At 42.4% G+C, this 14,222-nt stretch carries 15 protein-coding genes and 2 riboswitches; of the genes, 1 reads left to right on the top strand and 14 read right to left on the bottom strand.

Features of this window, described 5'->3' with window-relative positions:
* Window positions 1-28: 28 nt before the first annotated feature.
* From A3860_RS29540 to A3860_RS29505, 8 genes are all read right to left on the bottom strand, one after another.
* Window positions 29-1,261 (bottom strand): MFS transporter, encoded by a 1,233-nt coding sequence (locus A3860_RS29540; RefSeq protein WP_216823535.1) that lies wholly within the window; start codon window positions 1,259-1,261, stop codon window positions 29-31.
* 34 nt (window positions 1,262-1,295) lie between these two features.
* On the bottom strand, window positions 1,296-1,484 hold the full coding sequence (locus A3860_RS29535; protein WP_081153514.1) for a hypothetical protein: 189 nt from the start codon (window positions 1,482-1,484) through the stop codon (window positions 1,296-1,298).
* Window positions 1,485-1,516: 32 nt separating this feature from the next.
* Window positions 1,517-2,746 (bottom strand): cation:proton antiporter, encoded by a 1,230-nt coding sequence (locus A3860_RS29530; RefSeq protein ID WP_081153513.1) that lies wholly within the window; start codon window positions 2,744-2,746, stop codon window positions 1,517-1,519.
* A 24-nt stretch (window positions 2,747-2,770) separates the two neighbouring features.
* Complete coding sequence (locus A3860_RS29525) at window positions 2,771-4,135, bottom strand: chloride channel protein (protein ID WP_081153511.1); 1,365 nt, start codon at window positions 4,133-4,135, stop codon at window positions 2,771-2,773.
* Window positions 4,136-4,166: 31 nt separating this feature from the next.
* Window positions 4,167-4,234, bottom strand: a riboswitch (Fluoride riboswitch).
* A gap of 41 nt (window positions 4,235-4,275) precedes the next feature.
* Complete coding sequence (locus tag A3860_RS29520; protein WP_081153555.1) at window positions 4,276-4,716, bottom strand: universal stress protein; 441 nt, start codon at window positions 4,714-4,716, stop codon at window positions 4,276-4,278.
* A gap of 13 nt (window positions 4,717-4,729) precedes the next feature.
* Window positions 4,730-5,098 carry a fluoride efflux transporter CrcB gene (gene crcB / locus A3860_RS29515; RefSeq protein ID WP_081153510.1) on the bottom strand — a complete coding sequence of 123 codons (369 nt, stop codon included), beginning with the start codon at window positions 5,096-5,098 and terminating at the stop codon, window positions 4,730-4,732.
* A gap of 8 nt (window positions 5,099-5,106) precedes the next feature.
* Entirely contained in the window at window positions 5,107-5,472 is a 366-nt protein-coding gene (locus tag A3860_RS29510) for a DUF190 domain-containing protein (RefSeq protein WP_081153508.1), read from the bottom strand.
* Window positions 5,457-6,818 (bottom strand): voltage-gated chloride channel family protein, encoded by a 1,362-nt coding sequence (locus tag A3860_RS29505; RefSeq protein ID WP_081153507.1) that lies wholly within the window; start codon window positions 6,816-6,818, stop codon window positions 5,457-5,459. Before A3860_RS29505 ends, A3860_RS29510 begins: the two co-directional genes overlap by 16 nt.
* A gap of 45 nt (window positions 6,819-6,863) precedes the next feature.
* Window positions 6,864-6,939: riboswitch (Fluoride riboswitch) on the bottom strand.
* An 18-nt stretch (window positions 6,940-6,957) separates the two neighbouring features.
* Here A3860_RS29505 and A3860_RS29500 point away from each other — a divergent pair.
* Window positions 6,958-7,242 (top strand): hypothetical protein, encoded by a 285-nt coding sequence (locus A3860_RS29500; RefSeq protein ID WP_081153506.1) that lies wholly within the window; start codon window positions 6,958-6,960, stop codon window positions 7,240-7,242.
* 302 nt (window positions 7,243-7,544) lie between these two features.
* Here A3860_RS29500 and A3860_RS29495 read toward each other — a convergent pair whose 3' ends face one another.
* The 6 genes from A3860_RS29495 to A3860_RS29465 form a co-directional block, all read right to left on the bottom strand.
* Entirely contained in the window at window positions 7,545-8,015 is a 471-nt protein-coding gene (locus A3860_RS29495; RefSeq protein WP_081153505.1) for a hypothetical protein, read from the bottom strand.
* Window positions 8,016-8,052: 37 nt separating this feature from the next.
* Window positions 8,053-8,742, bottom strand: coding sequence for a KAP family P-loop NTPase fold protein (locus A3860_RS42165; protein ID WP_081153504.1), 690 nt, complete (start codon window positions 8,740-8,742; stop codon window positions 8,053-8,055).
* Window positions 8,739-9,626: an Arm DNA-binding domain-containing protein gene (locus A3860_RS42160; RefSeq protein WP_081153502.1), complete on the bottom strand. Its 888-nt coding sequence runs from the start codon at window positions 9,624-9,626 to the stop codon at window positions 8,739-8,741. Before A3860_RS42160 ends, A3860_RS42165 begins: the two co-directional genes overlap by 4 nt.
* A 223-nt stretch (window positions 9,627-9,849) precedes the next feature.
* Complete coding sequence (locus tag A3860_RS29480; protein WP_081153501.1) at window positions 9,850-12,561, bottom strand: cation-translocating P-type ATPase; 2,712 nt, start codon at window positions 12,559-12,561, stop codon at window positions 9,850-9,852.
* Between the two features lie 6 nt (window positions 12,562-12,567).
* Window positions 12,568-12,852, bottom strand: coding sequence for a DUF5676 family membrane protein (locus A3860_RS29475; protein WP_081153500.1), 285 nt, complete (start codon window positions 12,850-12,852; stop codon window positions 12,568-12,570).
* A gap of 230 nt (window positions 12,853-13,082) precedes the next feature.
* Complete coding sequence (locus tag A3860_RS29465) at window positions 13,083-14,222, bottom strand: efflux RND transporter periplasmic adaptor subunit (protein WP_081153497.1); 1,140 nt, start codon at window positions 14,220-14,222, stop codon at window positions 13,083-13,085.

Here is a 14,222-nt window from a genome sequence, read left to right as displayed (position 1 = left end):
TTTTGATTTTGGTTATCAAGTGTTTTGATTAATCACAAAATGCCGTTGTTTTATCCTTTTTAAACTTGCTGCTTATGAATATCCCCAATATGATAAATGCGATCAGTTGTGTTATGACCGAGAACCAAATAAGGGCTGGTAGCGATATGTCGTATAAATATCCCATCAGCACGCTGCCAATAAACCAAAAGATGCCAAAGCCGGTATTAAAAACACCATAGGCTGTTCCTCTTTTCTCCTGGGGGATAAGATCGGCTACCACAGCCTTTACTACTGATTCCTGGGCGCCCATGCCAATGCCCCAAACAATCATACCCGCCAGTGCCCAGGGCATGGTACCCCAAAATACCATTGGGGCAAAACAAAGCGATATCAATGTAGCAGCCATTAAAACCTTAACTCCTATACGATCAAATAGCTTACCCATTAACAGGGCCGCTAGTCCATCACTGATCATGGCTATTGAATAAAAAACAGGAATCAAAGCATCCTTTATCAACGCCGTCTTTTTAAAATGATAAGCTATCAACGGGAAATCGGCGTAGCCGGCAGCGATAAATATGACCGCCAGCAGGTATAGCCAAAATCGCTTTGAGTATCCCTTTGTATCAATGGTTGTATTTTTTATTTCCAGGTGCTCCGGGTGAGGATATAATGACCTGGCCAGCATTAAGACGCCTAAGGCAATGATGGCAGGAATAAATAATACCAGAAAAGCAGAAGTGTAAGCGCTGTTTTTATAAAACAAAACTGCGCCCACCAGCAAGGGTCCAATGGTAGCTCCGGTTTGGTCCAGGGCTTCGTGCAGGCCAAAGCCCCATCCACGCCCCATTTCTTTGGTGCCATATGACAACATAGCATCACGCGCCGGCGTGCGAATAGCTTTACCAATGCGTTCCATGATCATTAATACCACAGCAAGCTGCCAATATCCTGCCCAGGCAAGTAACGGCACTGAAATCAGGTTTACCGTATATCCAATAATGGTAATCAGCCAGTATTTGTGGGTTTTATCGCTGATATAACCCGATAACATTCGCAGGCTGTATCCTAATAACTCACCCAAGCCCGCTACCCAACCCACTGTGGTAGCAGAGGTGCCTAATACATTAAGATAAGGTCCGTTGATACTGCGGGCTGCTTCATAGGTCATGTCGGCAAAAAGGCTTACCAAGCCTAGCAGCACTACAAATTTTGTAGCTGTTTTAATCCTGTTAGTGTTTAACATATCCTGTTTACTATTTAAAATTCCGATCTGCATACCTATTGAATTTGTACGCGCATTTACTGCTTTATCAATCTACCCAGTGCGTTTTTGTTTGTACCTCAATCCGGCCGATTTTTTCTTCCAGCAGGTGTATTTTATACAGGATCAACAGCAGTACATCAATAGGTAGGTTTTGATCTGCCCCGAATGTTAGCTGTATCCAGTTTTCCATTTCTTTTCTTTCGGCTTCGGAAAGAATTAAATTTTTTTTTAGCATACAAGTAATAATTAATGATACAGGTTTCGTTATCAGGCATTGCTCACAGGTGCTTTTTTCTTGCCGGTTGTTGCTGTTTTTTTCATTCCGTTTTTCTTTCTCAGCCGCCCCCATGCTTCCATAGTGGATGGTTTTGGCTTAAAATACTTTTGAGCAAAAATTGTTGGTAATACAGCACTTAATATAACAACCGTTACCAGTATTGTGTATTGCTTTTGATTGATGATGTGATTATTCAATCCGAACAATGCGGAGATGGTGCCAAATGTAAGTCCTGTGCCCATCAACAAGGAAGTATAGTGACTTTCTTTGCTGCGCATACTGAACACCCTGGCAAATGGAAATACTCCTACATACTTAGAGGCTAATTTGAGAAGGAAAAGAAATGCGATAACGCCGATAGCCGACCACACAGCAGGAAGAGAAACATACAAGCCTGCCTTTATAAAATAAAAAGGGGTGAATATGGCGAAAGCTATGCTTCGCATCCTGTGAACAAGAGTTTTATCACGCATAAAAACGCCGGCTACCACCAAACCTACCAGGTAGGCAGGTAGAACTGCCTCGCTTTTTGCGGTAGTTGATAACCCACCTAAGAAAAATAAAATGAGCAGGATAAATTTTACTTCGGGTTCACTGATCTGGTGTGAGGCGCCCATTCGAACAATAATAAAGTTCGTCCATTTAGGCATATACCAAAGCGTAATGCACATTACGCCAACGAACAATAGCATCCACCAATTAAAACTGGCAAATAATACACCTAAAGCAAGTACAGTTCCAAAATCAGTAATAAAGCAGGCGGCCAGTATCATTTTACCCATTGCAGTAGTGCTATGGCCTGTTTCAATCATCACGGCATATACCACCGCAACCGAGGTGGTGGATAAGGCAATACCAGCAATTTGTGCCTGCTGCAAGCTCCATCCTAATACTAATTGCGCAAATGCCCATACCAGTATGAATGGCAGAAGAAAGGATATTATCCCTATAACGAGGCTTGGACGCAGGTTGGCTTTTAACGATACAGGATCTATTTCTGCACCGGCTAAAAAAGTGATTACGCCGCTGCCCAGCATCGCCAAAAAATTAATCCAATCTGTTGTTTGATGAATGCCCAAAAAATTACCGGCAATAATCCCTATTAAAATTTCAATTAAAGCCACAGACACCCTTAACCGGATAGAAACGATGCTGGCAATAAGCGCCAGTCCCATCCATATTGCTGCAACAAACCATATATTTTCAAAAATATTCTGCATCGTTCTGTTTTAAAACAATACCCTCTAGCTGGATGAAGCGTCTTTTTTGCTGTTGTAAAATCTTTCAGTTTCTATTTTCAAATCCAGCAGCGTATCTTTTACGAAGCCGGTATCAAAAATCTTAGGGATAGCTATAAACCGGTGTCCTGGTTTGCTTTGGATGACCGGGCTAAAAAAATAGGCAATAAAGCAGGCAAATGCATAATAGACCACGTATTGGCCGCCGAATAATTCTATTCCAATAAAAGTTGCGGTAAACGGTGTATTGGCCGCTCCGGCAAATACGGCTATAAACCCGACGGCTGCGAATAATTCAGCAGGCACCTGCAGCAGGGTGGCCAGAACATTTCCCAAAGTAGCACCAATGAAGAGTAGGGGTATTATTTCGCCTCCCCTGAAACCAAACCCAAGCGTTATTACTGCAAAAAGCAATTTCCACCACCAGCTCCAGGTATGGGCGCCTCCGGCCTTAAATGCAGATGCAATGGAAACAGCCTGCTGCCCCGCGGAAGTAACTCCAAGCCCTAAATAGTCAGGGGTGGCCAGCAGGTAATAGAGCATAATAATCAAGATCCCCCCTATAATGGGTATTAGCCATTTTAGTGAAATGATTTTATCTGTATAGTATCTGATCCACCCTGCCAGGCCGAAAAACAGGCAACTCACCAGGCCGGAAGCAACACCGAGGCCGGCCACTTTTAACAATAAAAGGGGCGCTATATGAAATGTACCAGCGAACAATGGATGTAGCTTAGAAAAAAAAATGACCTGGAACTGCGTAGGGTGTATTCCCCAAAAATTACAAGTAAGCATTCCAATAATACTGGCAGTAAGGCATGGAATAAGGGCATTGTATGGGAAATTACCGGATTTTACCGCTTCCAGCGGAAAAAGTGCACCAGATACTGGTATGCCAAAGGCGGCTCCGAAAGCTGCGGCTATACCTGAGCTTGTGACTACCCGTACCAAAGTCGTTTCCAGGCGGAACAGCCATGCAAATAAACTACCAATGCTTCCCCCTATTTGAAGGGCCGCATCTTCCCGGCCGGCGGAGCCTCCGCAGAGGTGGGTGAGAAGCGTGGTAATAAAAACAGGTCCTGCCGATTTCCGGGTAACGCCTGCATCCGCATAATGAATGCCGGTCAATATAATATTATCGCTCTTTTCATGAAGGCGTTTCAGCAAAAACCAGGTTATAAAACCAGCCAGCGGTAGAAAAAATAAAAGCCAGGGATAATACAGGCGGGTGGAAGTGACACGATCTACTGACGACAATAACAGGGCTACAAAACTGCCGGTAACAATGGAAGATGGAATAGTCAGAAGCGACCACCAAAGCGTTCTTTTGATTAGGCCAAATTGGGCAGAATATTTTTCAGATAATTGCATACCTACAGTATTAATCCAAAAATGATTAATTCAACCTGTAGGCGTCATCGTCCTTCCGAAAGGCGGTTAATTAGGTGGAACGCCATCACCCTACTTGAAATTACAGCATTGTCTTATATAAATGAAATTTCTTTATTCAGCTACAGCATTCCTTGCGGTGTGACCATTACCGGGATTTCCGCATGCCTGATAACGTATTCCGCTACCGAGCCGGTGAGAATCCGGCTCAGACCCGACTTTGCGTGTGTGCCCATGACAATTAAATCAGCCCGCCATTCTTTGGCAATGTCCAGTATTACATGTTCAGGCAATCCTTCGGGTGTGAACCGGAAAACCTTTTCAATGCCGTCGAACATTTTTATGTATTGGTCGATTGTATTTTCTGCTTCCCTGAGCAGGAGCGATTTGCTGCTTTCCAGGGTTATGCCCAGGTCAGGGTTAACTACCTCTTTTGATTTATTGACTACATATAAAACGCCTATCACCGCTTTCAGACAATGGCCTAATGCAAACCCTGCACGGGCAGCCTTCATTGAATGAGCACTATCATCAACAGCAATTAAGATCCTTTTATATTTCATAACTGCCATTTAGTTACTTAACAAGCACTGCCCCACCCACTGTTGCCAGCAACCCTAAAGTTACGCTCAATATTACATACAACATAAAATAGGTGTAATTACCCTCCCTTAACAAGCTGATACTTTCGTAGGAAAAGCTGGAGAAAGTAGTAAAGCCGCCGCAGAGGCCGGTGATAAGGAATAAGCGCCATTCCAACGTAAACCAGGCATGCCTGTTGGAAAGCCCATAAAGCAGCCCGATGACAAAACAGCCGATGATATTGACAATGAAAGTGCCCATCGGGAATGTAACTGACATGTATTTGGTTACATATACCTGAACAAGATAGCGGCAAACACTGCCAATGCCCCCGCCAAGCCCTATAATGAGTAATGGCTTCATACAGTAATTTAGTCAAGGTCCCAAAATTCCACCTCCTTATAAATGACGATTTTGGAACGAAGCAAGTCTTTGTGTTTCAGGAAAAAATGTTCGAGTTTTTCCTTTTTATCAATCAATTCGACACACATGGCCAGTTTGGAATTGTCGCCATCTACGGCAAAGGCCTGGATGCCTTCGCTGCTATAACTGGCATGCGTGTTATGAGCCGATGCATTTAAAATACCGTCTTTTTTGGCTTCTGCAATGATATGCAGATAGGCTGATTTGGGAAATAATTTTCTGAATAGCGTTCTTTTGCCATGTCTTACTTTGTGGGCGGGCTCGATAAAAATTTCCAGTTTACCCAACGAGTGGGTCTTTATCTTTTCAACCATGTCTTTCTGTTTTTAATGCGTTTTTCTCTTACTTCATGTAGTGTTTTATCTGTATGATGATTTAACGTATTGACTTTTGAAACGGCCACACGCTGCGCATGGTAAATGCCGGAGTGACCGCTGAAGTAATAGGCGGTAAAACATGCCACAGCATAATACAGCAGATTATGTGTGCCAAAGAGCTCTGCTCCCATAATGGTGCAGGCAATAGGCGTATTGGTGGCGCCGGCGAAAACGGCAATGAAACCAAGGCCGGCCATGAGGTCTACTGGCGCGCCGCTTACTACGGCAATGGCATTACCGAGGGCTGCACCGATAAAAAACAGGGGCGTTACCTCTCCACCTTTGAAGCCCATACCCAGGGTAATGGCGGTAAACAAAAGCTTCCACAACCAGCTAAAGCGAGTAGCGCCACCTTCATTGAAACAGGAAACGATACTAACGCCGCCGGATCGGGGATTGGTAACGCCAAGGCCAAGATAATCTTGTGTACCTAAAAGGTAAGTGAAGCCGATGATAATGACACCGCCTATAACGGGAATAAGCCATTTCGTTTTTATCCACCGGTTGCTATAGTTTTTGATAGTATGTGATACTTCGGCAAAGGTAAATCCTACGAGACCAAACAAGGTGCCTGCAACGATCACTTTGATAAGCAGAACAAAATCAAAATGAATAAAAGAAAAATATGTTTTTTCTACTTCGCTGAAAAGTATATGGTAATGGGTGTGGTGGATGCCCCAGGCGGAGCTGGTAATGTCTGCAAGCAGACTGGCGATAAAACAGGGCATAAGGGCATCGTGCTTAATACGGCCAACGGCAAGTACTTCAAGGGCAAAGATGGCGCCGGTGATAGGGGTACCAAAGACAGCGCCAAAACCTGCGGCGATACCAGTCATCAGGAGCATTTTTACATCCTCTTTTGAAAAATGCAGTGTCCGGGCAAAGAAATTGGCGATACTGCCACCGATCTGTACAGCGGTGCCTTCACGACCGGCCGAGCCGCCGAATAAATGGGTAATAACAGTAGCGGCCAAAACAAGCGGGGCCATTCTGGCAGGTACGCCACCCCCGGGCTGGTGTATTTCATCCATAATAAGGTTATTACCGGCGTCTGAATTTTTACCCAGGTACTTATATAGAAAGTAAATTAACACACCGCCAAGTGGAAGTAAAAACAATAGCCATTGATGCTGCCAGTGCAGGTAGGTAACTTTTTCCAACAACCAAAGAAACAATGCAACAAGGGAGCCAACTGTCACTGAGATAGGAATTACATACAGTGTCCATTTGAGCAGATGAGTGGCGATAGAAATCTGTTCGAAAGAGTCGCGGAATCTCTTCATATCCTACAAATATTTTAATTCTATATAACATTTTAATTATACAGTCTATTTGTAGGCGCCATCAGTCCTTAGTTAATCATCGGGACGGTTCAAATAGGAAGACACCATTTCCTTTGTGGTGCAAATATAAAAGTGGATTATGATAAATGCTAAAATATTTTGGATCGCTATAGCGCTGCAGGGCTATCTGCCTTATACAGCTCCCATTCTATCTATACAGGCGCAGTTGGCGAAGAAATACACTTCGCTGGAGCCTACCTTCCGGGACTTCAAACTACTGTTTGGTGATTCCTTCGTAAACAATAATGAGACCTGTAAAACTTCTCAGGTCGGCTTGCCAGCACAGGAGGATTTGTATAAAAAAGGTGTATTGCAAACCTGCCTTCAGGAGAAATGGTCGGACCCGGTTAAAGGCTTTCTATAGGAAGTCTTGATTGTTGTAGAGGAAGCCATCACCACAATTCAACCTGTTTTGTTTGCTCCTTAAAGGGGCAACTTCTCTGGTTTTAAAGATTCAGATCAGTTGGGAAAGTATGGGTATAAGTGATTGAATTATAATCTCAATTTGTTATAAATTAGTTATAAATTTGTAACATCATGCCGGCATGGATTGCAGAAAAGCTATATACACTGGCAGCGCTTGACTATTAAACAACGATCAATGGTTCTGTAAATAAAATATTGAGATTTTTGTTATATGTAAAAGGAAGTTGTTCAACAATTCAATCAATTTCGGTTGTTGTGCCTGAAAAATGCAGAAAGTTTATTAAGATCTGTGAGGGTTTGGCTAAAGCCGCCGCCGGATGTCGAGACTGACCCTAAAAAGTTCACTAACCCCCGGCCAGAGGATACACCTCTGGAAGCTGATCTGGTTGCCCCCCTTGATCCCCCAAATGTGCGAACATAGGATTTAGCCGCCTTGCAGATGTTGGAGCCCCGGGTGTTGTTTGAATACCGGGTTAATGCGCCTTTTGCTTCTTTCCAGTCCTGCGTTGTATTGGAAATTGGCGGTGTGTTCACCTGCTGGTTGGGCGATTCACCTTGCCCGTTGCCATTTTGGTTGCCATCTGCTGTTTCATTACCAGAGGAATCTGGATTGCCTGTTTGCTGCTGCGAATTAACCGTGCCGTTGCCATACCAGGTAGGCAACAAACCAGTTTTGCCCGAAGGGCCGCGGTTTGAAGAAGATGTTCCCATTATTCGAAATCCTTATCTTTTCTTTTGCTGATTTTGGCTAACAGTTGGTTCTGCTTACTCCATCCCATTCTGCACAAGATTTTTTGCCATTGGCCGATACTGGGTTCCTTGTGAAATGTCCTGCAAAAAAGCGTTTGCACTGTCGGGGATTGCCGTTCAGACCAACACTTAGAATGGGAACGACCTGGGAACATAGTTGAAATGATTCTTTTAATTCGTCTGTACGTAGATGAAAAAACTTATCTGCATTGTTTATATCAAAGATGAAATCAAATCCATTTTTTTGTTTTTCCTTTAAAATATTCTCCCTTGCAATTTCAAATTCACCGGCGTCTATATGCAGTTGAGAGAAAAGAAGGTTCACATAATTGATTAACTCGTTTGTATTTAACGGGGGTATCCGTATGCGATACTGGATTAGCTTTTCAAGGTAATCCCTGCCTACCTCTGTGGAATCAGCGGGTATTTCAGGGAATCTTCTGCGTACAGCATATTTGATCAGACGTTCATCAGCGCCAATCACAAAAGCTGTTCCTTTGGTAAAAAGGAATAATTTAATGGCCTCCAGGGTGCCAATGACCGTATCTGGAGAACACCGGTCAAGATCATCTATAAAAACGATGATTTTTTCAATGCTGGTTTCGCGGATCAACTCGTCAAAGTTTTCATGGAAGTCCTGGATATTGCTTCTTATATTGTCATCAGGGTTCTCACTACGTTGGGTCACATATCCTCATAATTTACATCTTTAAGCTTTCCTAATAGTTCTGCACCTGAGACAGCTAAACCAGCAGGCCCGAGCGCTGCAAAACCGATACCGTACTTGATGGCGGAACCGGTTAATTTCAGAATATCTATTTTTTTCAATAAGCGGGCTGCTGCTTTTAAAGCTTTGGCCGACAGGGTTCGCTTGGCAATGATTTCATCCACAATCCTTCCCATCAGAACTGTCTTTGCATCGTAATATTCTTCAAACAGCCACCTATTAAATCGAATCACCAACACACCTGGCTGACCCTTATATTTTTCTTCAACCATACGCATGAGGCTGGATTTACCGCCACCGCAATCGCCAAAGACACCAATACTGCATGGAAGTAAATTCTGGTTGTCAATAATACTGGTTACAGCCCCTATAAGGTGGTTATAGTCTATACAATGATTTTTCATTTGTCTAATGACAGATAAGGTCGGCTCTTTTACAAGACCTATTTTACTGGTAATGTATTGGCTGATCTGATACATTACGTCTTTTGTGTTTTTGTCATTTCCCGCCTGTGGGGTGTATTGATTTACCCCTTCTTTGAAGTGCCTTTTTAAAAATCGTATGGGATCTGTATTTCCACAATCGATAGCATAATCTACTATCTGTTCAGAGCGCCTAAGCTTTTCGCGTAAGTCGGTTTCGAGGCTTTGGAGATTCCCGTATTGCTTAGGGAGGGAAGGCAATATGGAACAAGCTTTCTTATTCCAGTATTTTTCGGGGATGCTGATATCTGTGCTAATTAAAACCCTTCTTTCTTTTGAATAACAGTATTGCAAAAATATCAGGCTTGTACCATCTTTGTGTACCTTCCCCTTTTTGATGATTAATTTGATAGGCTGGCGCATAGTTGAAAATTTTTACTGTATCAAGGGCCAACTAGTTAAGGATAAACTGGAAAAGGTCGTTATAATTGGAGGGATAGGAATTGAAATACAAAAATAATCTTTAAAAATAATCCGTTTAGCAGGAACATTTTGTTATAGAAATCGCTGACTTATGTGGTGACACAGGGCGGTTGGCAAAATGGACCGGCTCTAACTAAGTGAATTATTTAGGCTGCCACAAACCCTAAATAACCCATCGTAGCCGCTTTATCAATTGAATAACAAAAAAGGAAAGAAATGAAAACAGGGTAACAATCGTCCAGTCGTTCCATCCGTAAATTGATACGTCAAGTACTTTTCTGACTGGACTTATCAAAAAGGAAAGTACAGTAATAGCAATACAAAGAATAATTGCATACCAAACGTAGCGGTTTTTGAATATCTCAGTTTTATAAAAAGCTATCCCTTTTTCAAACGACATGTTCAAAACATGAAGTATCTGGGAGAATATGAGCGTATAAAATAATACATTGTTACAGAGTTCCGTGTTCCAACCTTCCTGATTATGTAATAATTCATGGCTTGTAAAAACACCGCCTATACACGCAATTGAAATAATTATTGAATAAACAAATATGGCAGTCCATCTCTCTTTGTCAATTATTGGAGTTTCGGATGGGTACGGCTTACGCTGCATAATATGCGGCTCAGCCTCTGTTACACCCAAGGCCAAGGCGGGTAAGACATCTGTTACCAGATTGATGAATAATATTTGAAGCGGGAAGAGTTGAAAATGGAGGTTTAGTACTGATGCCGTTGAAATTATTAACAATTCACTCAAATTGCAACTTAAAAGGAAAATTACAAATTTTCGAATATTCTCAAATATTGCTCTTCCTTGTTTAACTGCCAATACAATAGAGGAAAAAGCATCATCTTTTAAAACCATTGCGGCGGCCTCCTGGGCTACCTGTGTGCCACGTTCGCCCATTGCAATACCGATATCTGCCTTTTTCAGTGCTGGTGCATCATTTACTCCATCGCCGGTCATTCCAACTACCATTTTCTCGTTTTGATATAAAGTAACCAGGTCTAGTTTGTGTTTTGGCGACACCCGCGCAAAGACAGAGGCGTTTATCCATTTTTCTTTATCGCCTTGTGTGAGTTCATTAAAGTGTTTCATGGTACCTCCATGTATTACCCCATCTGTTTCCTTTGCCAGGCCCAATTGAACTGCTATGTTTTTGGCAGTTGCCGGGTGATCTCCGGTAATCATTACAACTTTAATACCGGCTGATTTGCATTCAGCAATAGCAGCCCGCACTTCCGGCCTTGGAGGATCAATAAAACCAATGAGTCCTGTAAGTGTTAATTGATGAAGGAAGTCTTTTGGGATAACGTCTTCATCCCGAAATGCGAAAGCAAGCATTCGCAAACCCGATTGCGCCCGTTTTTCTGCTATATCAAGCCATTGATTTCTTTTTTCTTCAGTCAGCGGCACAATTTCACTCCCTTCCAAAACACTGGTACAACGCGCTATTAATTCTTCAACTGCTCCTTTCGCAGCAATGTAATACCCTTCGTTGTTTTTATGCAGGGTGCCCATTATTTTAGTTTCTGATGAAAATGGAACTTCATCTATCTTAGGGAAAAGCTGTTGCAAATCCTGACGGTTTATGCCGGCACAGTATGCCATTTTTAGTAACCCAATCTCCAAAGGGTCACCTGATTCCGTTTCCCCCTTACCATCCAGGTCGAAATAGGCAGTATTACATAATGCTGCTACACGTCCCAGATGATGGTACGCTGGCGCGTTGGAAATAGATGTATTGGAAATAAAATGAATTGATTGGTTGGGAAGATCCAATTTAATTTCGGTTGATGCCTGATGAATGTGTATATATACCGCCTCGATCTTATTTTGGGTAAGGGTTCCTGTTTTGTCGGTGCAGATCACATTGGTGCCACCGAGGGTTTCCACCGAAGACAGTTTTTTAACAATAACATTATGCCGGGCCATACGTAACATTCCATAAGCAAGCGCCAGTGTGGATACGATAGGAAGGCCTTCTGGTATAGCCGCTACAGCCAGCGCAATGGATGTTTCGAGCATTGATACAAAGGGTTTACCGTTTAATAAACCAGCGGTAAATATGAGTACCAATAGGGCAACTGTTATCCAAATGAGTTTTTTACTGAATATAGCGATCTTTTTTTCCAATGGTGTTGCCGCCTGCTCTGCCTGTTGCACCATACGGGCAATGGCACCGAATTCAGTTGACATGCCTGTGCTTACAACTACGGCATAGCCATTACCTTTGCTTACAAATGTGCCTTTATAAATCATGTTGGCTCTTTCAGCCAAAGCCGTTTGTTCATTTAATGGCGGTACCAATTTTTCTACAGGCAATGATTCACCAGTAAGCGCTGACTCATCTGTTTGTAACTGACTTAGCCGAATTAACCTTCCGTCAGCAGTAACCATGTCGCCACTCTCGACAAATAAAATATCACCTGGCACCAGCTCTTCAGAAGGGATTTCTATTTGCTTTCCATCTCTCATTACACGGGCAGGAACCCTCGTTAATTTTTTTAGTGCTTCCATTGACTGTTCCGCCTGTAACTCCATTAAAAAGCCAATAATGGCATTAATAAGAATTACGACAATAATAGCAATGCCATCAAGCCATTCTTTAAAGAAAAAGGATAGACCTGCTGCAATACCTAATAGCAAAACAAATGGACTTATAAACTGATTTATCAACACCATTGCCAGGCTGATTCTTTTGCCTGACTCGATTTTATTATAGCCTGCGCTTCGAAGCCTTTTTACGACTTCTTCTGCTGAAAGCCCCGCATCCGCATCCGTTTGTAACAGCTTCAACATCGCTGGGTGATCAACGGCCCATGGATTTTTAAGGCCATCATTTTGTTGTATGGAGTTGATGGTTGACATATCTATTTAGGCTTTATAGGTTTCGCGGTTTAATACGTTATAGAACGCGGCAATGCACGCCCCAATAAGCCAGAAAAGGATAAAGGTCTCAATTACGCCCATGAATGCTTCGGTAGGAGAAACGTTCATGCGAATTATAGAAGCGGTGTTGACGCCATGAAAAAGAGCGTTAAAAAATTGTATACTTGTTTCACGCCCGGCTACTGCCATCACTATTGCGCAACCAACGTAAAGTAGCACGCCGGTTATTCCACAGGAAAAACCAAACTTTTTAATGTGAATGCGATTCATGATTGGTTTTATTTGACGGTTTCGAAGAATGCTGATGCATTGGCATGAGTAGGTGGCAGGCAAACATGGCTACCACAAAAATGAGCGTCGACCAGTTACCCTTAATGCCAAAAACAGGCGCCAAAATAATCAGCAAAAGCGGCAAACCGCAACCGATCAACATCATTAATATATGTTTCCATCGCATAAAATTGTTTTAAGTTTTACCATTTTACTTCTTTTGCTTATTGCTACATTTTCATTCCCTCCATACCTGCGCCTTTTTTCAATACAAGTGCGCTATTCAGTAAATATGCTCCGTTTGTTACAACCACTTCACCGGCTTTTAATCCGCTGATCACTTCAACTTCTTTCTTATTTTGTATACCCAATTCTATTATTCTATTTTGGTACATTCCTTCCGCAGTTTTTACCCAGGCCATTGTCATGTTGCCAAATAGCAGGGATGATTTAGGAATAACCAGGGCTTTCTTTTCATTGCGCTTTATGTTTACATAGGCCATCATCCCCGGTTTTAATTGAATAGCATTATTGTTAACCAGAAACCTTACCAGGCTTATTTTTTGATCGGCTTCAATGGATGGGTTATTAAATACGGGTGTTGCCACAAAAATTTGATTGGGATAGGTGTCAAACTCTACGGTAATGGTTGGTTTCTCATATAACCATCTTAGTTCATTGGTATACATTTGCGTTTCCACCCACACTTTAGATAAATCAGCTATTTTGAACAATCCGGTACCTGTTTCAACATATTGGCCTTCTGTTGCCGAAAGATCCACCAAAGTTCCTGATACGGGGCTATAAAAAGTTACAAGGGCAGAGGTCTGTCTGGTTTTCTCCAGGTTCGCAATCTGCTCGCGCGTCAATCCCCACAGCAATAACTTTTTTCGTGATCCTTCTACCAACTGGTCTATTATCTGTTTCATAGTACTAAACTGCGATTGTTGCTGCAAGGCATTTAATAATTCATTTTCATACGATAATAATTCTTCGCTATATATTGCGTAAAGTGGTTGCCCCTTGGCCACCCATTGTTGGGGATTGCGAACAAACAATTTATCCAAGCGCCCTTTTATGCGGGATGTAATCAAAGTGATACTCCTTTCATCAAATGCGGTGGTACCTAATAGCGTAGAGTATTCTGAAATCGGTTTTATTCTTACAGTATCCACCGTAATATTTGCATATTGCTCATCACGGGCGGTCAGGGTTATCATGTCGGCATGCTGGGCAGAATCATTTGCACGGGTTATATGGCTAGTAGCATGTTCCGCTTCAATCTTTTTAGTTTTTTTACCGGAACACGCTATCATGCCAGATACCGCAGTGCATGCAGCCAAAGCATATATTACTGTTCTACTATTCAT

The organism is Niastella vici, assembly GCF_002077945.1.
Classification (GTDB): Bacteria; Bacteroidota; Bacteroidia; order Chitinophagales; family Chitinophagaceae; genus Niastella; species Niastella vici.
Note: the sequence above shows the minus strand (reverse complement) of the source record. Positions and strands in the feature narration are given on the sequence as shown.

Excerpts from the sequence above, each read along its gene's own strand:
- A3860_RS29540 (WP_216823535.1), bottom strand. The coding sequence starts at position 1,261 with ATGCAGATCGGAATTTTAAATAGTAAACAGGATATGTTAAACACTAAC.
- A3860_RS29535 (WP_081153514.1), bottom strand. The coding sequence starts at position 1,484 with ATGCTAAAAAAAAATTTAATTCTTTCCGAAGCCGAAAGAAAAGAAATG.
- A3860_RS29530 (WP_081153513.1), bottom strand. The coding sequence starts at position 2,746 with ATGCAGAATATTTTTGAAAATATATGGTTTGTTGCAGCAATATGGATG.
- A3860_RS29525 (WP_081153511.1), bottom strand. The coding sequence starts at position 4,135 with ATGCAATTATCTGAAAAATATTCTGCCCAATTTGGCCTAATCAAAAGA.
- A3860_RS29520 (WP_081153555.1), bottom strand. The coding sequence starts at position 4,716 with ATGAAATATAAAAGGATCTTAATTGCTGTTGATGATAGTGCTCATTCA.
- crcB (WP_081153510.1), bottom strand. The coding sequence starts at position 5,098 with ATGAAGCCATTACTCATTATAGGGCTTGGCGGGGGCATTGGCAGTGTT.
- A3860_RS29510 (WP_081153508.1), bottom strand. The coding sequence starts at position 5,472 with ATGGTTGAAAAGATAAAGACCCACTCGTTGGGTAAACTGGAAATTTTT.
- A3860_RS29505 (WP_081153507.1), bottom strand. The coding sequence starts at position 6,818 with ATGAAGAGATTCCGCGACTCTTTCGAACAGATTTCTATCGCCACTCAT.
- A3860_RS29500 (WP_081153506.1), top strand. The coding sequence starts at position 6,958 with ATGATAAATGCTAAAATATTTTGGATCGCTATAGCGCTGCAGGGCTAT.
- A3860_RS29495 (WP_081153505.1), bottom strand. The coding sequence starts at position 8,015 with ATGGGAACATCTTCTTCAAACCGCGGCCCTTCGGGCAAAACTGGTTTG.
- A3860_RS42160 (WP_081153502.1), bottom strand. The coding sequence starts at position 9,626 with ATGCGCCAGCCTATCAAATTAATCATCAAAAAGGGGAAGGTACACAAA.
- A3860_RS29480 (WP_081153501.1), bottom strand. The coding sequence starts at position 12,561 with ATGTCAACCATCAACTCCATACAACAAAATGATGGCCTTAAAAATCCA.
- A3860_RS29475 (WP_081153500.1), bottom strand. The coding sequence starts at position 12,852 with ATGAATCGCATTCACATTAAAAAGTTTGGTTTTTCCTGTGGAATAACC.
- A3860_RS29465 (WP_081153497.1), bottom strand. The coding sequence starts at position 14,222 with ATGAATAGTAGAACAGTAATATATGCTTTGGCTGCATGCACTGCGGTA.